The sequence below is a fragment of the Bacteroidota bacterium genome (assembly GCA_016720935.1).
Classification (GTDB): Bacteria; Bacteroidota; Bacteroidia; order AKYH767-A; family 2013-40CM-41-45; genus JADKJP01.
Genome location: JADKJP010000007.1, coordinates 967,044 through 990,689 on the forward strand (window position 1 = coordinate 967,044; position 23,646 = coordinate 990,689).

General features: G+C 41.9%; 20 protein-coding genes, 1 tRNA gene and 1 pseudogene. 10 read left to right on the forward strand and 12 right to left on the reverse strand.

Translation table 11 applies throughout. The annotated features are described in order from the left end of the window. Positions 1–48 precede the first annotated feature (48 nt). The 10 genes and pseudogenes from IPP86_18075 (at position 49) to IPP86_18120 (ending at position 7,685) form a co-directional block, all read left to right on the forward strand. Positions 49–1,155: an AhpC/TSA family protein gene (locus IPP86_18075; protein ID MBL0140409.1), complete on the forward strand. Its 1,107-nt coding sequence runs from the start codon at positions 49–51 to the stop codon at positions 1,153–1,155. A gap of 111 nt (positions 1,156–1,266) precedes the next feature. Then, entirely contained in the window at positions 1,267–3,045 is a 1,779-nt protein-coding gene (locus IPP86_18080) for a M1 family metallopeptidase (GenBank protein ID MBL0140410.1), read from the forward strand. Further along, positions 3,023–4,327, forward strand: coding sequence for a hypothetical protein (locus tag IPP86_18085; protein MBL0140411.1), 1,305 nt, complete (start codon positions 3,023–3,025; stop codon positions 4,325–4,327). The genes IPP86_18080 and IPP86_18085 overlap by 23 nt, the downstream gene beginning before the upstream one ends. Then, a pseudogene (locus IPP86_18090) lies at positions 4,328–5,082 on the forward strand (UDP-2,3-diacylglucosamine diphosphatase). A 128-nt stretch (positions 5,083–5,210) separates the two neighbouring features. Continuing rightward, positions 5,211–5,660, forward strand: a complete 450-nt coding sequence (locus IPP86_18095) for a hypothetical protein (GenBank protein MBL0140412.1) — start codon at positions 5,211–5,213, stop codon at positions 5,658–5,660. Between the two features lie 311 nt (positions 5,661–5,971). Continuing rightward, positions 5,972–6,045 (forward strand) — tRNA-Asp (locus IPP86_18100). A gap of 49 nt (positions 6,046–6,094) precedes the next feature. After that, on the forward strand, positions 6,095–6,346 hold the full coding sequence (locus IPP86_18105; GenBank protein ID MBL0140413.1) for a GIY-YIG nuclease family protein: 252 nt from the start codon (positions 6,095–6,097) through the stop codon (positions 6,344–6,346). A gap of 186 nt (positions 6,347–6,532) precedes the next feature. Next, positions 6,533–6,781, forward strand: a complete 249-nt coding sequence (locus IPP86_18110) for a GIY-YIG nuclease family protein (protein MBL0140414.1) — start codon at positions 6,533–6,535, stop codon at positions 6,779–6,781. A 294-nt stretch (positions 6,782–7,075) separates the two neighbouring features. Beyond that, complete coding sequence (locus IPP86_18115) at positions 7,076–7,327, forward strand: GIY-YIG nuclease family protein (protein ID MBL0140415.1); 252 nt, start codon at positions 7,076–7,078, stop codon at positions 7,325–7,327. A 106-nt stretch (positions 7,328–7,433) separates the two neighbouring features. Further along, complete coding sequence (locus tag IPP86_18120) at positions 7,434–7,685, forward strand: GIY-YIG nuclease family protein (protein MBL0140416.1); 252 nt, start codon at positions 7,434–7,436, stop codon at positions 7,683–7,685. A 220-nt stretch (positions 7,686–7,905) separates the two neighbouring features. On the opposite strand, the gene IPP86_18125 is transcribed toward IPP86_18120, so the two are convergent. From IPP86_18125 to bcrD, 12 genes are all read right to left on the reverse strand, one after another. Continuing rightward, complete coding sequence (locus IPP86_18125) at positions 7,906–8,907, reverse strand: hypothetical protein (protein MBL0140417.1); 1,002 nt, start codon at positions 8,905–8,907, stop codon at positions 7,906–7,908. Positions 8,908–9,396: 489 nt separating this feature from the next. Then, positions 9,397–10,407 carry a hypothetical protein gene (locus tag IPP86_18130; GenBank protein MBL0140418.1) on the reverse strand — a complete coding sequence of 337 codons (1,011 nt, stop codon included), beginning with the start codon at positions 10,405–10,407 and terminating at the stop codon, positions 9,397–9,399. A 309-nt stretch (positions 10,408–10,716) separates the two neighbouring features. Next, on the reverse strand, positions 10,717–11,628 hold the full coding sequence (locus tag IPP86_18135) for a metallophosphoesterase (GenBank protein ID MBL0140419.1): 912 nt from the start codon (positions 11,626–11,628) through the stop codon (positions 10,717–10,719). A 46-nt stretch (positions 11,629–11,674) separates the two neighbouring features. Then, entirely contained in the window at positions 11,675–13,744 is a 2,070-nt protein-coding gene (locus tag IPP86_18140) for a 3-hydroxyacyl-CoA dehydrogenase/enoyl-CoA hydratase family protein (protein MBL0140420.1), read from the reverse strand. After that, positions 13,689–14,462 carry an enoyl-CoA hydratase/isomerase family protein gene (locus IPP86_18145; protein ID MBL0140421.1) on the reverse strand — a complete coding sequence of 258 codons (774 nt, stop codon included), beginning with the start codon at positions 14,460–14,462 and terminating at the stop codon, positions 13,689–13,691. Before IPP86_18145 ends, IPP86_18140 begins: the two co-directional genes overlap by 56 nt. A 44-nt stretch (positions 14,463–14,506) precedes the next feature. Beyond that, complete coding sequence (gene oah, locus IPP86_18150) at positions 14,507–15,607, reverse strand: 6-oxocyclohex-1-ene-1-carbonyl-CoA hydratase (protein MBL0140422.1); 1,101 nt, start codon at positions 15,605–15,607, stop codon at positions 14,507–14,509. A 10-nt stretch (positions 15,608–15,617) separates the two neighbouring features. After that, on the reverse strand, positions 15,618–16,685 hold the full coding sequence (gene had, locus IPP86_18155; protein ID MBL0140423.1) for a 6-hydroxycyclohex-1-ene-1-carbonyl-CoA dehydrogenase: 1,068 nt from the start codon (positions 16,683–16,685) through the stop codon (positions 15,618–15,620). A 3-nt stretch (positions 16,686–16,688) separates the two neighbouring features. Beyond that, positions 16,689–17,921 (reverse strand): thiolase family protein, encoded by a 1,233-nt coding sequence (locus IPP86_18160; GenBank protein ID MBL0140424.1) that lies wholly within the window; start codon positions 17,919–17,921, stop codon positions 16,689–16,691. Positions 17,922–17,953: 32 nt separating this feature from the next. Next, the gene (locus tag IPP86_18165) at positions 17,954–19,819 is read right to left on the reverse strand and encodes a 2-dehydropantoate 2-reductase (protein ID MBL0140425.1); all 1,866 of its coding nucleotides are present in this window, start codon (positions 19,817–19,819) and stop codon (positions 17,954–17,956) included. 6 nt (positions 19,820–19,825) lie between these two features. After that, on the reverse strand, positions 19,826–21,043 hold the full coding sequence (locus IPP86_18170; protein ID MBL0140426.1) for a 2-hydroxyacyl-CoA dehydratase: 1,218 nt from the start codon (positions 21,041–21,043) through the stop codon (positions 19,826–19,828). Between the two features lies 1 nt (position 21,044). Next, positions 21,045–22,793, reverse strand: a complete 1,749-nt coding sequence (locus IPP86_18175; protein MBL0140427.1) for an AMP-binding protein — start codon at positions 22,791–22,793, stop codon at positions 21,045–21,047. Between the two features lie 11 nt (positions 22,794–22,804). Then, positions 22,805–23,644: a benzoyl-CoA reductase subunit D gene (bcrD, locus tag IPP86_18180; protein MBL0140428.1), complete on the reverse strand. Its 840-nt coding sequence runs from the start codon at positions 23,642–23,644 to the stop codon at positions 22,805–22,807. Positions 23,645–23,646: the final 2 nt, after the last annotated feature.

A 23,646-nucleotide genomic window follows, 5' to 3' on the forward strand; every position in this document is an offset into this window, starting at 1 on the left:
CGGGAGGGAAAAGCTGCAAATACATAATTGTTAAATCAAGAACTGCGAATGAAAAAAATTATCGGAATAGCGACATTGGTGATGCTGTTCATGAATGCCTGTTCAAACAAGGAGTCTGAAAGCGGAACGATTCATGGAAAATTTAAAAACGCGAGTGGTATCACCGTGTATTTTCAGAAAATAGTTGAGAATGGAGAGGAAACACTCGACTCCGCCAAAACAGATGCTGACGGGAACTTCAGTCTGCGTAACCTGGCGACAGGATTGGACTACTACATGGTGCGTACCAACCCTGCCAATGTCATTTTTCTTGTGTTGAAAGGCGGTGAGAATATTGAATTGTCGGGCGACGCCAACAATGTAGAGCAAACCTATACAGTAAGTGGTTCGGATGATTCAGAATTGCTCAAGGAACTCAGACAATATGAGAAAAATCTTGGCGATTCATTGAATAAAGTATATGCGACTTTTCGTGAAGAGAACCCTTACAGAAAAGATTCTGCGGGAGCTGCTTTGCAAAAGCATTACACGGAAACGATGTCTTCTTTTTCAAAAAAATTCATCGACAAGCATTTGAATTCTATCGTTTCGCTTTCGGCTACAAAATTTTTGAATCAACAATCATCCATGGAATTGCTCGTGAAACTGGAATCCACATTGGCCAAGCAGTATCCGGAGAATAAATATGTGCAGGATTTCAAAGCGTTGATGAGTGATTTGCAAAAACTTCCTCCGGGAAGTGAAGCGCCGGAAATTAATCTTTCATCACCGGACGGAGAAAAAATCGCTTTATCCTCACTACGAGGAAAAGTAGTTCTCATAGATTTCTGGGCCAGCTGGTGCGGACCCTGCCGCAGGGAGAATCCAAATATTGTGAGGTTGTTTCAAAAGTATAAGGACCGTGGTTTTATGATTTACGGAGTTTCACTTGATGAAAATCTGGATTCCTGGAAAGCAGCCATTCAGAAGGATGGCATCACCTGGCCTCAGGTGAGTGAACTGAAGAAATGGGAAAGCAAAGTGGTGAAGGATTATAGCATCGAAGCCATTCCATACAGCGTTCTCATTGATCAGAATGGAAAGATCATCGCGAAAGGTCTGAAGAGTGAAGAACTTGACCTCAAACTGATGGAATTATTGGGGAAAAATTCCTGATCCCCTCCTCCGCTTTATTCAAATTTGCTCGTACTTTGCACAGGTATGTCCCGGCTGTTTACTTTAATCACACTTGTATTTATTTTTTTTAGGAAAAAGTTGCGCACAGCTGTGTTCCTGATATTATTTGTATTGATCATACCGCAGAAGAGTGATGCACAGGAATATTTTCAGCAGGATGTTCATTACAAAATTGATGTAAAGCTGGATGACAAAAAGCATCAGCTTTCCGCTTACGAAGAAATCATTTACAAAAACAACAGCAAGCAGACACTTACAGAGCTGTATTTTCATTTGTGGCCAAATGCTTATTCGAATGAGAATACGGCCTTGGGAAATGAATTCTATAAGAATGGAGACGAGAGTTACCGTCGGTTAAGAGAAAAATCCCGCGGATCCATTGACTCACTGGATTTTCGTGTGAATCAGGAAACAGTGAACTGGTCATTGCTCACGGATACAATTGATATTTGCAAAATAAAACTCAACCGTCCTTTATTGCCCGGTGATTCGATCAGCATCAGTACACCTTTCAGGGTCAAAATTCCCGACGCGAATTTATCGAGATTGGGGCATTCGGGTCAGGCTTATTTTATTTCACAGTGGTATCCCAAACCGGCGGTTTATGATGTGAATGGCTGGAATTATTTTTCTTATCTCGACAAAGGTGAATATTACAGTGAGTTCGGAACTTTTGATGTAACGCTGACGCTTCCGCAGAACTATGTTGTTGGCGCCACCGGAACTCTTGTGAATAATCCTTCCGAAGAAGAATGGTTGAACAGCAAAGCGAAAGAAACTTCAGGGATGGATGAATTTCCTGCTGATATGAGTTTCCCGCCGAGTAGTCAGGAAACAAAAACCTTGCATTATCACCAGGAAAATATTCACGACTTCGCCTGGTTTGCCGACAAGCGCTGGCATGTATTAAAAGGTGATGCGGAATTACCCGGTTCCGGAAAACGCGTCACCACCTGGGCATTTTTTACAAATGCGGAACCGGAGCGTTGGAAAAAAGCGCCTGAATATCTTAGACACAGCATTGAATACGGATCAAAATGGATGGGTGATTATCCTTACTCACAGGTGAGCGCGGTGGATGTAGGTTATGCCTCCGGAAGCGGAATGGAATACCCGATGATCACAGCGATTGGAACGGAAGGAAGTGATTTCGGTTTAGAAGATGTAATTGTGCATGAAGTTGGACACAACTGGTTCTATGGTATTCTTGGATCGAACGAACGTCTGCATCCCTGGATGGATGAAGGCCTGACCATGTTTTTTGAAACGAGATATATTTATACAAAATACACGGCCACTCCAAAATCACAGGAGCAGACTTTTTATCGTGCAGGCAAAATCGGGAAATATGTAGGCTTAGCTACTCTTAATTTACGAAGATCAAATTATCTGGCTTATCTGAGTGGAGCAAGAGAAAACAGTGATCAATCGCCGGATTTGTCTTCTGAAAAATATTCGTACGCGAGCTACCATGAAGATGTATACAGAAAAACAGCGCTTGGATTCGAACACCTCCTCTCCTATCTCGGCGACAGTTTGTTTGATGTGGCGATGCGTGCTTATTATTCAGAATGGAAGTTTAAACATCCGCAGCCTTCTGATATAAAAAAATCATTTGAATCGACGACAGGTAAAAACCTTGCCTGGTTGTTTGATGATTTTCTGGAGAATACAAAAAAATCAGATTACGCTATCACCTGTGTTCGTCTGAATTCAGCAGGTAATTACAAAGTGACGCTCAAAAACAAAGGCTGTGTAACAGCGCCGCTTACATTGAATGGAATTCACAATGGTGAGATTACGCAAACAATAAAGCTTGAAGGATTTTCCGGTAAAAAGACTGTTGATGTTTCCCTGCGATTCCTGTGAAGCATTTCGTATTGATGCTGCGCAAAGAGAACTGGAATTGAGAAGGAAGAACAACATTATCCGCACGACAGGAATTTTGCGTGGACTGGAACGCCTGAAGATTCAATTTCCGGCAGCAGTCGAAAATCCTGAACGCACACAGATCTTTCTCTCTCCGATTGCAGGGTGGAATGCTTACAACCAGGTGATGGCCGGAGCAGCGGTGTATAATATTTTTAGTCCGGAGAAAAAATTTGAGTATGTTCTTGCACCGATGTATTCATTCCGACTTCAGGAAATTGCAGGTGAAGGACAGATTCGTTATCATTTATATCCATACAATAATTTCATACAAAAGATCACTTTGCAGAGCGGTCTGAGCCGTTATGCGTATGCAGATGATGTTTACGACAACGATGTATACAACATTCACTACTCCTCCACTTTACATTTTACAAAGCTTGACAACCGTATTCAGTTTTTGTTCAGAAATAACGATCTAAAAGAACAGCTGACACAGACCATCACTTTGCGACATCTTTACATTGAAAGAATTATGCCTTACGGATTACAGCCTCCGTATACTGATTTTATGATTCATAAATTCTCCACTAAAAAGGAGAAACTGAATTATTTCCAGCTGGAAGCGGAATCTGTGAATAAAAATGAATTTTACTCGAATTCACAAAAGGTTTCATTCACGATCGGTAAAGAATTTCACAAGGTATTTCTGGAAACAAAAAATTTCCTTTCTTACGGTAAAGCCAACAAAGGACTGGACATTCGTTTGTTTGTAGGCGCGATGAAAATTTCGGAAAAGAGTACCAGCCGGATAGATTACAACATGCGTCTGAGCGGTACCGATGGTAGTCACGATTACTTCTTCGACGAAATTTTCCCGGGAAGAAATATGGATCATGGAATCTGGGCACAGCAGTTTTTACTGGCGGATGCAGGATTCAAAATGCCAACCTTGTTTTACCGTAAGGCAAATCAATGGATGGTTGGGGTGAATTTATCGACCACATTGCCGGGAATCCTGCCATTCAAGCTGTTCGCGGATGTGGGCTCATTTAACGACGCGTATAAAGGATATCCAAAAGCACGTTCAATTTCCTGGGAATGGGGTGTTGAATTGCCGGTAATAAAGGATATTTTTGTGCTCTATTTCCCGATTACCTATTCAGAGGACCTCAAATACATTGTTGACCAGCAGGAATTGCATTACGGAAACCTTGTGCGTTTTGAGTTACACCTGAAAAAATTAAACCCGCTGGAATTTTTCCGCAGTATTAAATTCTAATTGAAGACAGGAAAAAAAATATACTTCGCATCCGACTTCCATCTGGGAGTGCCTACGTATGAGAAGAGCCTTGAGCGCGAAAAACGTTTGGTTGCATTTCTTGATTCCATCAAAGGTGATGTGGAAGAATTGTATCTGCTGGGTGATGTTTTTGATTTCTGGTTTGAATACAAAACAGTTGTTCCTCGTGGCTATGTCAGGCTGCTGGGCAAACTGGCCGAGCTGAGTGATGCCGGCATTCCTATTCATTATTTTACGGGCAACCACGACATGTGGACATTTGATTATTTGCAAAAGAACTGAATGTAAAAATCTACAGAGCTCCGGTGGAAGCTAGTTATAATGGCAAATCTTTTTACATTGGTCATGGTGATGGATTGGGTCCGGGAGATCACGGTTATAAATTTCTGAAGAAAGTTTTTGCTTCACCATTGTGTCAGTGGTTGTTTGCGCGCTTGCATCCGAATTTCGGGATTGGCATCGCGAATTATTTTTCAAGAAAAAGCCGGATTGCTACCGGGACTGTTGATGAGAAATTTCTAGGGGAAGAAAAAGAGTGGCTGGTGATTCACAGCAAAGAATTGCTGGAGAAAAAACATTATGACTATCTGATTTTCGGGCATCGTCATTTGCCTTTGGATATGCTTATTAATGGCAAGAGCAGGTATATCAATCTGGGAGACTGGATCAAATACAATACGTATGGTGTTTTTGACGGGGAAAAGATGGAGTTGAAAGTATATGGGGAGTCCTGATGGATCGGAATCCTTTTAAGATCCCTGGCAATAGTTTTTAGTGGAGTTATTGCCACGAATGCACGAATTCAGAGCTTGTATTTTATTTGAGGGAGAATATCTGGAAACAAATCATTATTTTGGGGATCATGAAAAGTAAGTGGGCATTTTGTTTAAGTGGTTTTCTGCTTCTCTTTGCTGTGGAGCAAGGGATGGCTCAAAAGAAGAGTCCGATTCGCCCGCCGAAGCAGGTTGTTGATTCGTTTCACAAGTTTTATCCATATACCAAAAAGCCTGTCTGGTCAAAGACCAACACTGAAACATTTGAAGCACGTTTTCCCTGGCAGGGATCCACTGCATTGTTAGTTCTGGACAAAAAAGGCAACTGGCTTCAAAGAAAGATGGAAGTTGGCAGAAATGAAATGCCGGTATCAATCATGAATTTTGTGGATCAGAATTTCCCGGGCTCCATGCCGGATGCAGTGTATGTGACTTATCTTCCGGATGCCAAATCAACCTTTTACGAGTTGAAAATTGTGGGCAGGGTATTTCATTTCAATGACCACGGGAAGTTGATGGAGGAAGTGGAGGGGAAGTAGAGAGGAGTGTGGTGAGTGTGGGGTGTGAGTGTGGGTGGGTGTGAGTGTGGGGTGTGGGTGTGAGTGTGGGTGTGTGGTTTGGAGTTTTTCTTTTTGCTAATGAACTGGTAACTACAGGCTTCTATCTTTTGTTACATTTCTTTGTGAACCAAACCATTACATCCTGACCAGAAATCGAAAAGAAAATCGAAAAGAATTTTGTTTTTATGTGATTTTCGCTATTTTTGCAATCCCAAATTTGGAGGCATTGTTCGTAGGGATTGGGGAACAAGTTAGTTTCGAGTAGACGTTCATTTTATAGATTAAATATTGGTTCGGTAGTTCAGCTGGTTAGAATACATGCCTGTCACGCATGGGGTCGCGGGTTCGAGTCCCGTCCGGACCGCTTAATTTGAAAGTCACCTCAAAAAGGTGGCTTTTTTTTATGTCCATAAATTATGTTTTTTGTTTACATCATTTATAGTTCGTCACACGATGTGTACTACAAGGGTGTTTCGGAGGAACCACTTCGACGATTGGAAGAGCACAATTCAGATCGGTCGAGATACACAAGTGGAAAAGGTCCATGGGAATTGGTTTATACAGAGCAATTACCTACTAAGCGTGACGCATTGATTAGAGAGAAGCAGATTAAGAAGTGGAATCGAGAAACGATTGAACGAGCAATTAGTACACACAAGAGTTAGAATACATGCCTGTCATCTCGTCGATAGACGAGACGGGTTCGAGTCCCGTCCGGACCGCTTAATTTGAAAGTCACCTCAAAAAGGTGGCTTTTTTTATGTCCATAAATTATGTTTTTTGTTTACATCATTTATAGTTCGTCACACGATGTGTACTAAAAGGGTGTTTCGGAGGAACCACTTCGACGATTGGAAGAGCACAATTCAGATCGGTCGAGATACACAAGTGGAAAAGGTCCATGGGAATTGGTTTATACAGAGCAATTACCTACTAAGTGTGACGCATTGATTAGAGAGAAGCAGATTAAGAAGTGGAATCGAGAAACGATTGAACGAGCAATTACCCACTTAAGGTTCAGTCCCGTCCGGACGCTTAAATTGAAAGTCACCTCAAGGTGGCTTTTTTATGTCCATAAATGTTTTGTTTACATCATTTAAGTTCTGAGTGTATTCAGGGTGTTTGGAGACCACTTGATTGGAAGCACAATTCAGATGCCCACAATGGAAAAGGTCCATGGGAATGGTTTATACAGGCATTACCACTAAGCGTGAGCATTGATAGAGAACAGATTAAAAAGTGGAATCGAGAAACGATTGAACGAGCAATTAGTACACACAAGAGTTAGAATACATGCCTGTCATCTCGTCGATAGACGAGACGGGTTCGAGTCCCGTCCGGACCGCTTAATTTGAAAGTCACCTCAAAAAGGTGGCTTTTTTTTATGTCCATAAATTATGTTTTTTGTTTACATCATTTATAGTTCGTCGCATGATGTGTATTACAAGGGTGTTTCGGAAGAACCACTTCGACGATTGGAAGAACACAATTCAGATCGCTCCAGATACACAAGTGGAAAAGGTCCATGGGAATTGGTTTATACAGAGCAATTACCTTCTAAGCGTGATGCATTAATCAGAGAGAAACAGATTAAAAAGTGGAATCGGGAAACAATTGAGCGAGCAATTAATACACACAAGAGTTAGAATACATGCCTGTCATCTCGTCGAGAGACGAGACGGGTTCGAGTCCCGTCCGGACCGCTTAATTTGAAAGTCACCTCAAAAAGGTGGCTTTTTTTTATGTCCATAAATTATGTTTTTTGTTTACATCATTTATAGTTCGTCACACGATGTGTACTACAAGGGTGTTTCGGAGGAACCACTTCGACGATTGGAAGAGCACAATTCAGATCGGTCGAGATACACAAGTGGAAAAGGTCCATGGGAATTGGTTTATACAGAGCAATTACCTACTAAGCGTGACGCATTGATTAGAGAGAAGCAGATTAAGAAGTGGAATCGAGAAACGATTGAACGAGCAATTAGTACACACAAGAGTTAGAATACATGCCTGTCATCTCGTCGATAGACGAGACGGGTTCGAGTCCCGTCCGGACCGCCAAATAAAAAAAGCTCTCTTGCGAGGGCTTTTTTTATGCTTTTAAAATTCCAAGAATATCTGAAATTCTATCTTAGATTGACTATGCTCTTTGTGAGTAGCTTCGTGAGCACATAGGTTATTTCTACAACAAATAGACAGAAGTTTTACGCAGACCCTAAAATCAACTTGGCTGCGCTTGCAGCGCATACTTTTGATAAAATATACATTTTCCTTTTAGCGAAGTATACTTTAGAACATCCGAAGAGGAAAGATTGTAAAGCAATTTAGCTTCAGCATACAAGGTTCCAAAAAACTCGCGGTTATAAGCGGTGACCGTATACATGGGTAATAAGAATATTGGTTCAAGGGATTGCAACTCGATGATAGGAAAATCGAGCTTATTGAACTTTTTCGCAGCAACAGTAATTCCACCAAAGGAAGAAGCTCCCTGATCGATTCTGAATTTCATCCTGTTGTCCCACTTGCCATAGCCGGATGAAGTGGATAAAAAATCTCCCACCGACACATAATTTGATAAAAATACTCCGTCACAATAATACACCATCGAATCTACAGCGCGTTGCGGGTAGGCGTAATTCGCTCCCATCCAGCCTTCGTAAAAATAAAATTTTGCTCCATATCTGTTGCACATCGCTTTCGCTGTTCGCAACAGATTAAAGCATCCCGTATAATCAAGAGTGTTCCAGGGTTCTTTTTCGGTAAGTGGTGCGACTACTGCACGTAAATCAGGATAAGATGTATAGAAAGCATCCCACTTGGCAATTTCAGATGTTTCCCTGATATCACACGTAATTAATTTAACTCCGTATGAACTCACAGCTTTGCGACAAAAAGCAGCGAACATACTTCTGCCGGAAGCTGTAGACATCGAACTGCGGGCATAACAATTTAGCATGTTCCCGCCTTTGTTTCTTAAATATACAAGTACATTATTTTCGCTTGTGGCATTTCCTATAGTCAGATAATCCGGATGAGTATAAATTCCGAAAACATCCGGAAGTGCCGAACTATATAACTTTGCCTGACTCGAAGGCATTTCAGATACGACCGAAGGTTCCGGCAGGATCTCTTCTTTTGTACAGGAAGTAAAAAACAGCGAGAAGCTCACCAGCATTAATACCGGAATTAAATTCAGTCCCGAGGAATATTGTTTTTTTGTCATGTTAATTTTGTTTTAAACGGTATGAATAAAAATGAATCCAGCACAAAACAATCTTAGATTATTAATCTGGAAATAATAAAATCGTTGTTAACCTGAGGAGTATTTCCTCAATGACCATCAAAATAAATCTATTCTAAGATTCTCATTCTTGTTGCATTTCTGTACGTTTCCACGTGCACAAAAACACTTTCATCAGCAGGGCACTACACGAATTGCAGAACGTCCTGTTCTAAAGTAAACGAGAACAGAACTCATATATTCTGGATTATTTGTTTCCTGAGACAAACAATCCAAATGTTCATACTATGCACCTTATTGATGCGAGTCGTGAGTCATCATCAAATCAATCTGCTCATGACCATTATAAATTACTGAGGGTCTAACAAAGCGAATATTGGGCATTTATAATCCTTTGCGGACCGCCAAATAAAAAAGCTCCCTTGCGGGAGCTTTTCATCATGCTTTTATAATTCGAAAAATATCGGCAAATCAATTCGGTTGAGCCAGCAAAACATATTTCTGGTAAAATAAACTTTTACCTCTGAGCTCTGTGTATTTTAATACGTCAGCAGACGACAAATTATACAGGGCCTTGGCATCGTTATACAAGCTGCCATAAAAAGAACGGTAAGAACCCGTTGTTGAATAGATATTGAATAAGAAAGAAGGTTCCAGAGATTGCAGCTCAATAAGAGGATAATCGAGTTTATTAAATTTTTTCGCAGCAACGGTAATTCCTCCATATGCAGAAGTGCCCTGATCAATTCTGAATTTTATCCTGTTATCCCACTTGCCATAACCGCTTGCAGTAGACAGATAATCAGTTTGACTTACATAATTTGATAAAAATATTCCATCACAATAGTAAACCATGGAATCAACAGCACGTTGCGGATTTGAGTAATTCTTTCCCATCCAGCCTTCGTAAAAATAAAATTTTGCTCCATAACGATTGCACATCGCTTTCGTTAATCGAAGCAAAGTGAAACATCCGGCATAATCATTAGTAACCCAAGGTTCTTTTTCAGTCAGAGGAGCGACGACTGCACGCAAATCAGGATAGGAAGTATATAAGGCATCCCATGTTGCAATTTCAGTGGTTTCCCTGATATCACACGTAATCAATTTCACACCGTACGTAGTTATCGCTTTGCGGCAAAAAGCAGCGAACTGACTTCTTCCGGCAGCCGTTGTCATGGAATTACGGGCATAACAGTTAACCATATTTCCGCCCTTGTTTCTTAAATAGTCAAGAAGATTATTTTCGCTGGTGGTATTCCCAATTGTCAGATAAGATGGATGAGTAATAAATCCAAATAGTTCAGGGAGCACTTGATTATTTAACTGGATTGGCGCCTCCCGAATGTCAGATGTCACCGATGATTCCGATGATTCCGGCTGGATTTCTTCCTTTGAACAGGAAGTGAAATAAAGTGAAAAGCAAACCAATACTATCGCCGGAATGAAATTCAATCTATGGGAGTAATTCCTTTTAGCCATTTGTGTTTTGTAATAATGAGGGTATAATTATCATAAAATTGAGATGCAGAACAACTCAATCCACATAAACTTGCACTAATAATATTCTGGTGTAAAACGGAATCAGCTTTTTGTCAGTCAATAACTCTATTCTACTGACGGCTGGTACTATCCCTATCCCTTTCCGCGGTCGCAATATTAAGTACAGAATTAGTGTTTAACATGAACTACCGAAATACAAGACAGAAGAAAACGTGAATTAAACGCTAATAATCTTCATTTGATTTCAAATGGACAAAATGTTAATAAGTATTCTCAGTTTTAATTGAATTAATAAACCAACTTCAATCTCATGTCCTCCCCTGCTTTTTCAATTCTTGCGGCAACGAGAATTCCTCCTTTGGCTACGCTGTAATCGAGGCAAATCGCGGAAGGGTTTTCGATGACAGGTAATCCTTTGAGCCAGTAGTGGCCGAAAAAAACGGGTTTCTTATCCGGATAAAAATAAAATGCTTCAGATTCTCCGGCACGTTGATCTGTCAGCTGTGGCGGGCAATTCAATAATACGTCTCCATACCTTGGTGAGGACTGATGCTTTATCCACCATTTTATCCTGCATTCGTTTCGAACGGCCCCATCTTTGTCCATGACAGTAACACCTTCCGGCAAAATCATCTCTTTTCCTTTCAGTGTGCTCTCGATGATTTCATACACCTTGCCAGGGTTTTCCTTGTTTGTCGCAATGCCCAGAAATTCGGGAGAAATGCCATGATAGTGTTGACGAATCCAATCGATGTGTTGATTGTCCCAGCAGGCATGCACCACGCGAAAATCATCAAGTTCCAAAAACAGTGGTAATTCCTGGAACCATTCCAAAAACATCTTCCACTCCTGCTCATGTCCTTTGAACTGCCGGAGTGTTTCGAGATGCTGTTCAATTTCTTTCAAATCATGACTCCGGAAAAAACCTCCTCGTTCGATGTGCGGAGTGTGAAAACAGATCGCGTTGAATTCATGATTTCCCATCACCGCAAGAGCGGTACCCGCATCACACATATTTTTTACAAGATGCAGGGCTTCGCGGATTTTTGGTCCACGGTCGATAAAATCCCCGACAAAAATTACTTTCCTGTTTTCAGGATGCGAATAAACTTCTCCTTTATTTGTGTAACCCAGCTTAAATAGAAGGTTCACCAGTTCATGGGCATGTCCATGAATATCGCCGATGATATCGTAGTTCATAAAGTCACCAAATCAGGAATTGGTGAATTTATAAATTATTCCGAAATCAATGCCCTGTGTATTCTATTTGTTTGCCAATAGAACTAAGTCCCAGCATCGCATCTGTGGTAGAAAATACCTCACGGATATGGCCGAGTTCATTATCATTTTCATCTTCCGAAACACCTTCTATCAGGTGATCCGCGATACGAAGCGCTATCGGAGCTTTTCGCTTTATTGTTTTACAAATTTTCTCCGCATCTTCCTTCCTGATTCCGTTGTCTGTAAACTTATTCTCCAGGATTTCTTCCAGTGAATATTTCTCAAAGAAAAATGAAAGGTTGCGCCACTTTTCAGTCAGTTCATTCTTTGGAGTCAGATGTATATCCAATTGATCATTGAACATCGCGGTCATCTCATCGACAGTAATTAGTTTATCGACCAGCCCGATTTCGCATGCATCGTTGGCATTGAGCATTACACCTGTATGAATAAGGTATTTACTCAATGGCACTCCTATTCTACGACTACTTCTGAAAGTACCGCCAAGACCCGGATAAATTCCGATCCCTGTTTCAGGAAAAGCCATACGAACTTTTGGCAACGACAAAATTACATCAGCACATAAAGCAAGTTCCAGACCGCCACCAAGTGCCATGCCATTAAGAACCGCAACGACTTTTTTTGGTGATTCATCGATTTTACGGAATACCTCCTGACCATACCCGGTGAACGATTCAATATCACAAATCCTGTCGCCTTTGATTTTATTTACGAAGAATTTTATATCCGCTCCGGCAACAAATGTTTTTCCCGAACCAGTAAGGTAAATTGTACGAATGGCCCGGTCATGGCTCGCATCGCTGAATTTTTCATCCAGTTGATGAATTACTTCTTCGTTTAATGCATTGAGATCTTCCGGGCGATTCATGGTAATCACCGCCACACTTCCATTTTTTTCAAGCTCCACAAAATTCATCGTCCAGAATTTTTCCCCGATCGAATGCGGCATCGCGGAATGATATCTACTTATTATTTCAGAAACCAATTGCTTCACTTGTTCTTCGCCGACCTGCTTCATTAGTTCTATCGGTCCTTTTTCCCAACGCAAACCAATCCTGGCACCACGATTGATATCAGCAGCGGAGCAAACCTTTTCATCTAACAATTGAGCGCAGACATAGAATATCAAACCCATCAGACGATTCGCGACAGCCTTCCGGGTTTGTTCATTTGTGGAAACTTCACCGTTTAGATTCCAATTTGAACCCGAACCTGCTTGTGTTGAAAGACGTTTACTGACTTTGTAGAGTTCTCCAAACACTTCCAGTGTTTTCTCCGCATGACAAGCCACCAGTACACCGGTAGCATTCATAAGCGCAAAAGGTCCCATACCAATGCCAAATACTTTTCTACAGACATCATCGATCGTTGGAATATCGGCGACGCCTTCATCGTAAATCTTCACGGCTTCATTCAACCAGGGTACAAAAAAACGATTCACTACGAAACCATATGAATCAGCACAATAAATCGGGTCCTTTCCACTGCGAATGGAAAATAACTTCACCGCGTCAAGTGTTGAAGCGGAAGTATACTTTCCGGGGATGATTTCAACCAGACGGTTTTTGGCGGCATGGTAGAAATAATGCAAGCCAATGAAACGCTCCGGGTATTTAACAAAACGAGAGAGTTCATCGACAGAAAAAGAAGAAGTATTGGTAGCAACAATTGTATCCTGCTCGAGAATCCGGCTCAGTTTAATAAACAGTTCCGCTTTTGCATTGAACTCTTCAAAAATAGCTTCCAATACAAGATCACAGGATTTCAAATCATTCATATCCGCGGAGCCGGTGATGTTCGCAATCGTTTTTTCAGTTTGTTCCGGTGTAAAGACTTTTTTTTCTACACCTTCCTGAAGGGTAATACGAATTCCATTGAGTCCATTCTCGACAAATTTCATTTCACGATCGGCCAGGATCACTTTAAAATCTTCCTGTGCAAATTTCTGTGCGAGCGCTGCACCCATTTTTCCGGCGCCGATTACTCCGACTTTATTCACCTTTTTCATATTCATGCTGCTAATTATTTTGCCATTCCGGTTTTCTTTTTTCCAGGAAAGAATTAATGCCTTCATTCGCGTCATGCGTTTGCATGAGGCGGTTTACATACAATTGCTCGAGTTGCGGAAGAAAATTTGTAAAGAGGTGATTCAACTTCACCCTTGCCGCACGCACCGCATAGCGAAGAGATGACGCGCTTTTGGGAACAATGTGCTGTTCCAGCCATTTATCAACTTCCGTATCCATCGTGGCTTTATCTTCATACAGTTCGTTCACAAGACCAATCTGTTTGCCCTCTTCACCGGAAATTGTTTTTCCCGTAATCAGCAATTCCTCCGCCCGCGCAGACCCAATTTTTTCCGGCAAAAGAATTGAAGCAGGAGGAGGGAAAACACCCAGTGAAATTTCAGGCTGTCCCAGCTTTGCTGTTTTGTCAGCGAAAATAAAATTGCACATCAAAGCAAGTTCCAGTCCACCACCAAGGCATTGTCCTGAAATTTTTGCCCCACATGGAATTGCCAGGTCCCGGATGGAATAAAATAACTGATGGAAAGCGTGTAGCATCGTGGAAGCGAATTCCTTTTTGTGTTCTTCCACACTGGCACCAAAGCAGAAATGTTTTCCGGCTCCTTCAAACAGAATGAACTTTAATTCATCCTTTAAATAAAATGAACTCAATGTTTCCTGTAATTCCTCCATCATTACATGATCCAGTACATTTCCCTTTTCATGATCCAATACAATTACAGCTACTGAATTATCATATTTGAAATAAACATTTATTTTTTTCATAATTCCTTGTGATTTCATTTGGTTTTGTAACTGAAAACAACAGATCAACCCGGTATTTGCTGAAACTGAGGCGAGATTTTCCGAATCATTTCGTCGTTCCATTCCTGTCCTTCAGACAAAAGTTGTCGCAGCAGTATAAAGTCTACTTCACGATTCTCTTTCGGTCCTTCATTGAAAGCACGAAATCCCGCTTTCGCTTCGGTCATCATATTCAAAGCAAGCCATTCCCTGTTGGCTTCTTTATTTTTGTCCCAATGCTCCAGTTTTTTCTGCCTCACGGCGTTCACAGTTTTCATCGTACAATTCGGGAATGTGTAAAGCAATTTCGCTATCAGGTTATTGACACCTTCGTCCAACAATGACAGATCCATGTTACCTTTTGCGACAATTTCCTTTGCTTTTGCCAACGCTTCTCCCCGCTTTGGAGTTCCATAAATAATTTTTCCAAATTCATCCATCCATTTGTCCGTATTTACAAGAGGATTAGCAATAAATTTTCCATCAACTTTCAAAGCAGGCACCAGATCCGTGATCAAGCCATATTGATATGCCTGATGTGCAGTCCACTGTTCGCAGAGCGTGAGAGAACTCATCGCTCTTTCAACACCTACATACAAATGAAGAAAATCAGTGGCTCCGCCTACAGGAGCACTTCCATGTTTTGGCCCAGCCTGACCAAAACGAGCGAAATCCTGCGCGATGGTAAAATCACAGGCCATACCAATTTCTTGACCGCCGGCAATCCGCATTCCATTTACACGATTGATGACAGGTTTTTCGCAAAGCAAAATAGCCGTGACCATGTCGTTGAACAATCGCATGTACTGACTGTATTCCTGAGGGTTGCTAGAATAGTATTCAGCATATTCCTTTGTATTTCCTCCGGTACAGAATGCTTTTTCTCCAACAGCGGTAAAGACTACAGCGACAATGCTCCGGTCATTCGATGCTTCACGAAAAGCGAGAATAACTTCCTTCACTGCCGCGGTTGTATATGAATTAAATTGTTTTGGATTGTTCAACCAGATCCATGCATTATAAAGTCCGCTTATTGAAGCACCGCTTCTATCAAGACAAGGGCGTTTTTCAAAAATAATTTCATTAAATTCTGTCTGAACCAGATTGTGACTGTGAAGTGTTTTCATATTCCTTTTATTAATTGGTGAAATCGGGAACCATTACCGACCGTTTGGTGTATTTGTGTTCGAGTGTATTTTTAAAAACCTCATTGATTTTTGACATTGGAAATGTCTGTACGAACTCGGTGATATTCAACATTCCGTTTGCGACAAGTTGCAATACTTCAGGATAAAGCTCCGGTTTGCAACCCCAGGTGCCTACAAGTTTCGCGTCAAAAGCCATCAGGTTGCTCAGTCTCACTTCTACTTTGTCCATTGTAAAACCAACGATCGACAAGGTGGAAGCGAATGAAATCAAATTGAAGGCAAGATCCTGTCCGGCTTTAGTTCCTGACATTTCAAATATTTTCCAGCAATAGGCTGAAGTTTTCAGTTCCTTAGCAATAGATTTCACCCGCTCTTTGATGGATTTTGTATCCATTCCTTTAATATTGAGCACGGCATCTATTTTATTCTCATTGGCTATGGCTAGTTTTTCATCACTGAGATCCAGGGCCAGTACTTTTGCGCCACTGATTTTCGCGAGCAAGGCCGCGTAAATACCTACTCCACCAACCCCAATTACGATAGCAAAATCATTTTTTTCAATCTCCGCCTTTTTTATCACCTGGTAAGGAGTAGAAACCGCATCCGCGATAACTGCCAGTTGTTCCAGGGAATATTTCTTCAAAACAGCATCAGGAACTTCGCAGAGATATCTGGCCGGCACTTTAATGTGTGATGCAAAACCACCATCGAAATCATTACCGGGCATTAATTGGTTCCGGCAAATATTACTTCTGCCTCTTTTGCAGAGTTCGCATTCCCCGCATGGGAGAACTGCCGGAATGATTACTTTTTTTGATATCCACGCTTCAGGGCCTGCTACTACTACTCCGCTGATTTCATGACCCAAAGTGAGCGGTAGCGGATGTTTGGTTTGCACACCCTGATGCCAAAAACTAAGATCCGTATGGCAGACTCCACATCCTGCAATTTTAACAAGAGCTTCTCCCTCTCCTAATTCTGGTAAGGAATTTTCAGACAGGCTGAATTCTTTGCTCAACTCTGTCATTTTCCATTGATATAATTTCTGTTCTGACATAGGCTACAGATTACAATTTTCAAATAATATAGCAGTACCCTGTCCACCTCCGATACATGCGGAAGCGATTCCGTACTTCACTTTACGATAGTTCATTTCACGGGAAATTGTCAAAGACAAACGAGCTCCTGTTGCAGCCAGGGGATGCCCGATAGCGATGGCTCCACCGTTCACATTACAAATATTTCTGTCGAGATTGAGCTCTCTTTCACAGCCGATGAACTGCGCGGAAAAAGCTTCATTGATTTCTATCAGGCCGATGTCAGTCATTTTCAATCCGGTCATTTCCAACAAAAGCCGGATAGCAGGAACCGGACCCAAACCCATTTCTTTTGGATCAACCCCACAGCTTGCAGAAGCGACAATCCTGGATATAGGAATCAGGTTGGATATCTTGATCTGATGTTTATTGGCCACGGTAACAGCTGCAGCTCCATCGACCATACCGCTTGAATTTCCAGCGGTCAAAACGCCAACTTCAGAAAACACCGGCGGCAATTTGGCTAACGCCTCAGGTGTTGTAGCACGTACATGTTCATCCAGTTCAAACTGGGTTACACTTCTGGGCAAAGAAACTTTTCGTGCTTTCAAACCGTCTGCTTCAAATACTGTGGAAGCAACCGGAGAAATTTCATCTTTAAAAAAGCCACGATCACGTGCCGCGATTGCTCTGTCTGATGAAAGCTTCGCGAATGCATCCACATCAAAACGAGTGATACTATATTTCTTCGCGACATTTTCGGCAGTGTAGCCCATTGGATAACCGGCTGCTGTATCATCAAGAGCTTCCCATAACATATCTTTGAATACCGGTCGGCCGAGGGGATAGCCCATGCGGTTTCCAAAACAAACTGTTGGAGCAAGGGACATATTTTCAGTACCACAACACAAAACAGCATTCGCTTTTCCAAGAGTGATTTGTTCCGCACCGGTGATGATAGTTTCAAAACCAGAACCACAAATGCGTTGAACCATCAGGCTTGGGATTTCCATCGGAATCCCAGTAAAAAGGGAGATGTGCCGTGGCAAGAAATACGCATCGGTAGAACTTTGTCCGATATTCGCGATAATGACCTGGTCAATATCTCCTGGTTTTAAAGTGGATTTCTGAAGTGCGGCACGTCCCGCGAAAATTCCCAGATCAGTTGGCGAAACCATTGCCAGAGAACCACAGTATTTTCCAAAAGCTGTTCGAGCGCCATTCACGAGATAAATATCATCGTAGATAATTCCTATTCCTTTATTCTTGTCATGAAAAGCTTTCACAATTAAAGTATTTTGTGTTCTGTGATATTTTCGTTTTCCAAAACCGCCACATTCTGTTTGGCATACACTGCTGCACCCAGGGCAGTCATAAACTGCGAGTGTTCGACAGTCTCAACTTTTTCGCTGAGTTTCTTTTCCAGGATATCGATGAGGTAAGGATGGAAAGCAACAACACCGCCTATGAGGTAAACAGGGGCACCCGGCTTGATGCGAAGTTTTGCTACACGATTGGCAATCGAGAGATAAACACCTTTGGAAATGTCCTCCACGCTCATTCCTTCGATCAGCCATTTCATAATTTCCGTTTTAGCGAAAACAGTACAGAAACTATTCAGTTCATTTTTATTATTACTGCGTGCAGCAAGCAGGCTCATTTCACCGATATTAATTTCCGCACGTTCGGAAATCTCCGTGATGAATGACCCTGTACCAGCCGCGCATTTATCATTCAAATAAAAATTCTCTACATGGTTTCCTGAATCGCAGTGAATAACTTTAATATCCTCTCCTCCTATGTCAATGATGTTTTTTTCTCCTTTCGCATAGAGGGAAACGCCTTCAGCGGCGCAATTAATTTCTGTTTTCACAAAATCCGCGTCAGGGAAACTTTTCCTTCCATATCCGGTAGCGCAGCATGCTTTGATTTCAAATTCCGAGCGAATCGCGTTCAGTACATGTCGCACGCCGATTTTATCCCGGTTTATTGTTTTTAGTGCCAGCTTAAACGCGATTTTAGAATTACTGTCTATAACAATGAACTTGGTGTAAGAAGAACCCAAATCAACACCCAGGAAATACTCTCCGTTTCCGGATTTATCTCCTTTGATGATGACACCATTTTCCATTTTTGACTTCTTCGCTCCAATAAATTTTTTTCCGATTATTGAAGGATCCAGTGTCTTCATAAAGGAACTGGAACTGCGAATGGTCATCGCTTTAACCATATTGGTGAAAGCCAGATTGATCGGAGTACGGATGTAATGTTTTCTTCCATATTCCACAATTTTACCATTCATAAAATCGATTTCCGTAGGACGGTTGTTGATGAGGTCAACAGCAAGGGAAGGAAAGTGATCACCGGCTTTTTTGAGGTATCGAAGACATTTTCTGATGAATTCATCTTCGAACTTTATCTTTTCAGCCTCCGCTACCTCTACGGCTTCTTCGATCACCTGTTCTATGATCTCAACGGTATCCGGCATATTCATCGCTTCCTTGATGGTCAGTTTTCCGATTCCACAGAGCGCGCTGAGCGAGGAATTCAAAATTGTTTTCTCCCAGATCTGCTTGAGCATTTCAAAAGATGTCAGCGCCTGTGTTGTAAGATTAATGCTGTTAAACCAGGAACTGATCTGACGGGCAGTTTCAATTTTTGAATCGTCGAGAGAAGCAATATAATTTGGAGGGTTAAAGAAAGTAACCTTCACAACATTCGGGGAAATGAGATTGCCGGCAAAATTTATTACCATGCGCAGGGTTTTGCTTTCACTGATTCCGGAAGCAAAAATCTGTTCCACATCAATTCCATTCTGAGCGCTTACAAACAATTGTGAATCCAGATTCATACTCATCACCTGTTCTACAAAAGCAGGAGTGGAATATCCTTTTATACAAACAAATATGATCGCAGGATTGAACTCTCGTATATCGTGAAAATCTGTATAAATAGTATCGATAAATGCCTGTTTTTGAATCGCCCCTTCCAGTTTAATGCCTTCTTTGCGAATCATGTTTACTTTCACCTTGTCGTTATCGCAAACCGCTACCGTACATCCCGCTTCTTTTAGGTGCATGGCGAGAATCAATCCAACCGGTCCAAGACCGATGACGGCAACTCTTTCTCCCAGTGCAATATGTTGTTCTGTCATTGGTAGTCAGATTTTAATTTTCATGGATTCAAGTTGTTCAACGAACGTCTCTATTTTTGTAATGCTTTGTCCTTCGGAGAAGAAACGCAAGTCGCATAAATCTCCTTCGATCACGAGATATGGAATACCGGTTTGATCTTTCAGACGCTGAGGCAAGCCAAATTTCGCGTTCGAATTATTAAAACAGGTCTTTGTATCGTGATAAATGATTCCATCACAGGAGAATTCTTCCAGCCAGGCTGTGAGCATTTTCATTTTCGCTTTTTCACTTCGATTGATAAAAATCTGTGTGTAGGCATATGCGGAAGATTCAAACGGATCGTTTTCATCGAAGTCATCGAAAATCCAGCTGTTGCAATACGTTGAAGCAACAACACTCGCATTGTTCTGAATAAATAAATCAGAGAACATCCTGTTCTTTCCCCAGTTTGGCATTCCTTCCCAGAATAAACGGCACTTTTCTTTTTCCAAAATCCCGACCCCGTCCCGAACATTCCCTTCCAGTTCTGTCAATAAGGTCTCGTAATATTTTCTCGCGGTTTCCGTTCCGCGCAAGACCACGATGGGACCCATGTGTATTGTCCCATCGAAAAAACTGATTGGTGCAGGTGAAGCTTTTGCTGTTCGAAGTACTTTTTGCCAGAGAACGGTGGCTTCCCTGCTCAATCGCAATGTTTGCCTGAAAGAATCAATGTCAAATTTTTTACCTGAAGCAAGTTCACAGGCAGGAATAATATTTTTAAGCTGGCTAACAACCAATGCAACTTCGGGGCGGCTTACTTCATCGAGGTATCGGGGAGGATGAATTCCAACAATCGGACATTTAAAATAATCCGCGTAAAACGTAAACCAATCCTGAACTTCCCGGCATTGGTTTGTATTGTAAACGATCAGGTCAGGTTTTGGAATTCCTGACAAACCGTAATGTGATTGCAGAGGTGTACGGCCGGTGAGGAAAGAACCGATATCACTGGTGGTATAGGAACAAATGTGATTTGAAAATCCCTTTTTCCCTGCTTCGGGAATCAGATCGGTTGCCGATCGTGTTGCACCGAGTAATGCACCGTGATTTTCAGGAAAGTAAACTTCGAAACCAAAGGATCGAAGTAACTCAGCAGGACCTACGCTTGTACACCAGGCGATTTTACGGTCTGTATTTTCCAGTGAGCGAAAATAATCGCCCATTACTTTTTTCAGCAATTGTGTAATCCGGATCTCGTACATGTCAGGTGGCGAATATGCGTCCAACCGTATCTTTGAGTTGATCCAGTCGGATGATGTAAATTTCTTCCTCTACAGGATTGTCTTCTCCGTAGAGATTTTCAAGATGTGATTTGTATGCTGTGACTACGCTTCTGGGCGCGACCTTCATCGAAGGTGTGAGTGTTCCTTTCTCGAGAGAAAGTTCATCATCGATAATCATTGCCGCACGAATCTGCGCGAATTTTTGTCCGATGGCACAATTGGCGTCATGTAAACAACTGTGCAGACATTTACGCAGTTCCTCCATATTTCGCGGACAAAAACATCCGCCTTCAGGAGTGTGCGCGTAATCAGGGTGATCAAGTAATTTCTTATTCGGAAACAAAATCGCGACAGGATATTCCTGCCCGCTTCCTACAACCATGGCGAAAGAGATGTAATGACATTTCATCTCAATCAATTTTTCCAAATCCGAAGGGACTACCTTTTCCCCGTTTGACAATTTGAAAATCCTGTCCTTACGAGTGATGAGTTTAAGACCATTGTCCGTGAATTCTCCGATATCTCCGGTACAGAACCAGCCATCTTCAGTAAAAATCCCTTTGTTCGCCTCATCATTTTTATAATAACACTTCATTACGTTGGGACCGTTGACCTGAATTTCACCATCATCACTAAGACGTAAGCTAACTCCAGGCAATGGTTTTCCTACAACGCCTGCTTCCCTTTTCAACTTTGGATCTGTGAGAGAACAACAAGGAGAAGTTTCTGTCAGGCCCCAGCCTTCCATTACCGGAATGTTCCGGCTTTCGAACACATCGGACAAGTTTTTGGGTAATGCAGCGGCAGCGGTGAAAATAAATTTCAGTTGGGAATGAAAGAAAAGGTCCTCCGCGGATTTGTCGTGTTTAGTGAGATCGATCAACGACTGATACACTTTTGGCACACTGAAAAATACAGTTGGCTGGATCAATTTCCAGTTCTCAAGAATTTCTTTTGGATCTTTTCCATAGCCCGATTCGAGAGAAATGGTGGCACCGTTGTACAAAGCGGTGAACAATTCAAAAATTCCTCCGAAACTGTGATGCCAGGGCAGATAAGAAAGGAAGCGGTCATTTTGATCGATGTTCCAGACCAGTGACAAAGCAGCCTGTTGCGATAAAATATTTTTATGCATCAGTTGAACACATTTCGGAACACCCATTGTTCCGGAGGTATACATGTTCAGGCAAATATCATCGGGAGCCGCATTCAGCTTCAAGATGGATGGGTCGGCACCTGTTTCAACTAACAATTCAGAAAAAGAATGTTGATTCGGGAAGAACTGTGTTTCAACTTGGTCAAAAACAAAAATATGATTAACATGAATAGAGTTGCTCAATCTGCTCAGCTGTAATTCTCCTGCGAGAGACAGAAATTTTGCATCCGAATGATTGATCAGTAATTCGGCTGTATCTTTGTAAAAATAAGCGAAAATAGGAACGCTCACTCCGCCGGAAGCCATCACCGCAAGTTCCATTTCGAGCATTTCCAAACGGTTTGGAGAATAGATGATCATCTTATCTCCCTCGTGAAAACCAAATCGTCTCAGATTTGCAGCGATATTGAGAACATTTCGATACAGCTCATTCCAATTTATTCCCACGTAGATACCATCGCGTTTTTCTTTTAACGCGATGCGTTCCCCATATAATTTCACATTTCGGTCCAGCAATGTTGCGATGTTGGGAAGAATAGTACCCAATTGTTTATCCGATCTGAGCTCTTTCATGGGAAGAAGTTTTATACTGCCACGGCTTGTTTTTCTTTAAGTTTTTTATCCCTGTAGCCTCCCCAAAGAGCAGCACCAATAGCGCCGGCGTAAATCGAATCGGGATGCGCGTGGATAACATATTTCTTACTGCCTTCCTTCAACAGTTCATCGATTGCCTGGATCATACCTTTGTTCAACGCCATTCCTCCGGTAAGCACAATCGGGGATTCCGCTTTCAGGGAACTCAGCAGTTTGATGATTCGGGAGCCGATAGAAAGGTGAATTCCTTTGATGATATTCGGTGTTGTAATGCCGCGTGATACCATATTGATAACATCTGTTTCAGCCAGCACGGCGCAGATCCCTGAACTCACTTCCGGTTGTTCCCCTTCAAGGGAGACTTCTCCAACTTCTTCAATAGACAAACCGAGGTAACGGGAAATATTTTCGAGGAATTGTCCGGAGCCGGACGCACACTGACCGGTCATTTTATAATCTTCCACACGCGCGTCTTCGCGAATACGGATCGCGCGAACATACAAAGCGCCCAGATCAACGACTGTTCGTGCATCCGGAAATAGAAAATTCGCTCCTCGTGCATGGGTCGTCATGCCGTAGAAATGTCCCCGTTTTTTACGCACAAGATCACCCTCGCCTGTCGAAGCGAGATAGGCAACATCTTCATACTGTAAATTGTGTTTGGTCAGCATTGCCTGAACCATTTCATCCGCGACCTGTGTGGGATTACGTTTACGGATCTTTTCAGTTTGTTTATCAAGGATTGAAGGGTTTTCGGAATAATTCATCAATACGAGTTTGATGAAATTGCTTCCGATATCAATTCCCATTGTGTATACAGCGTTTTCCATGG

Bases quoted from the DNA above. Each gene is read 5' to 3' on its own strand.
- IPP86_18075 (MBL0140409.1), top strand. From the start codon at position 49: ATGAAAAAAATTATCGGAATAGCGACATTGGTGATGCTGTTCATGAAT.
- IPP86_18085 (MBL0140411.1), top strand. From the start codon at position 3,023: ATGTTTCCCTGCGATTCCTGTGAAGCATTTCGTATTGATGCTGCGCAA.
- IPP86_18095 (MBL0140412.1), top strand. From the start codon at position 5,211: ATGAAAAGTAAGTGGGCATTTTGTTTAAGTGGTTTTCTGCTTCTCTTT.
- IPP86_18125 (MBL0140417.1), bottom strand. From the start codon at position 8,907: ATGACAAAAAAACAATATTCCTCGGGACTGAATTTAATTCCGGTATTA.
- IPP86_18130 (MBL0140418.1), bottom strand. From the start codon at position 10,407: ATGGCTAAAAGGAATTACTCCCATAGATTGAATTTCATTCCGGCGATA.
- IPP86_18135 (MBL0140419.1), bottom strand. From the start codon at position 11,628: ATGAACTACGATATCATCGGCGATATTCATGGACATGCCCATGAACTG.
- IPP86_18140 (MBL0140420.1), bottom strand. From the start codon at position 13,744: ATGAAGGCATTAATTCTTTCCTGGAAAAAAGAAAACCGGAATGGCAAA.
- IPP86_18145 (MBL0140421.1), bottom strand. From the start codon at position 14,462: ATGAAAAAAATAAATGTTTATTTCAAATATGATAATTCAGTAGCTGTA.
- oah (MBL0140422.1), bottom strand. From the start codon at position 15,607: ATGAAAACACTTCACAGTCACAATCTGGTTCAGACAGAATTTAATGAA.
- had (MBL0140423.1), bottom strand. From the start codon at position 16,685: ATGTCAGAACAGAAATTATATCAATGGAAAATGACAGAGTTGAGCAAA.
- IPP86_18165 (MBL0140425.1), bottom strand. From the start codon at position 19,819: ATGACAGAACAACATATTGCACTGGGAGAAAGAGTTGCCGTCATCGGT.
- IPP86_18170 (MBL0140426.1), bottom strand. From the start codon at position 21,043: ATGTACGAGATCCGGATTACACAATTGCTGAAAAAAGTAATGGGCGAT.
- IPP86_18175 (MBL0140427.1), bottom strand. From the start codon at position 22,793: ATGAAAGAGCTCAGATCGGATAAACAATTGGGTACTATTCTTCCCAAC.
- bcrD (MBL0140428.1), bottom strand. From the start codon at position 23,644: ATGGAAAACGCTGTATACACAATGGGAATTGATATCGGAAGCAATTTC.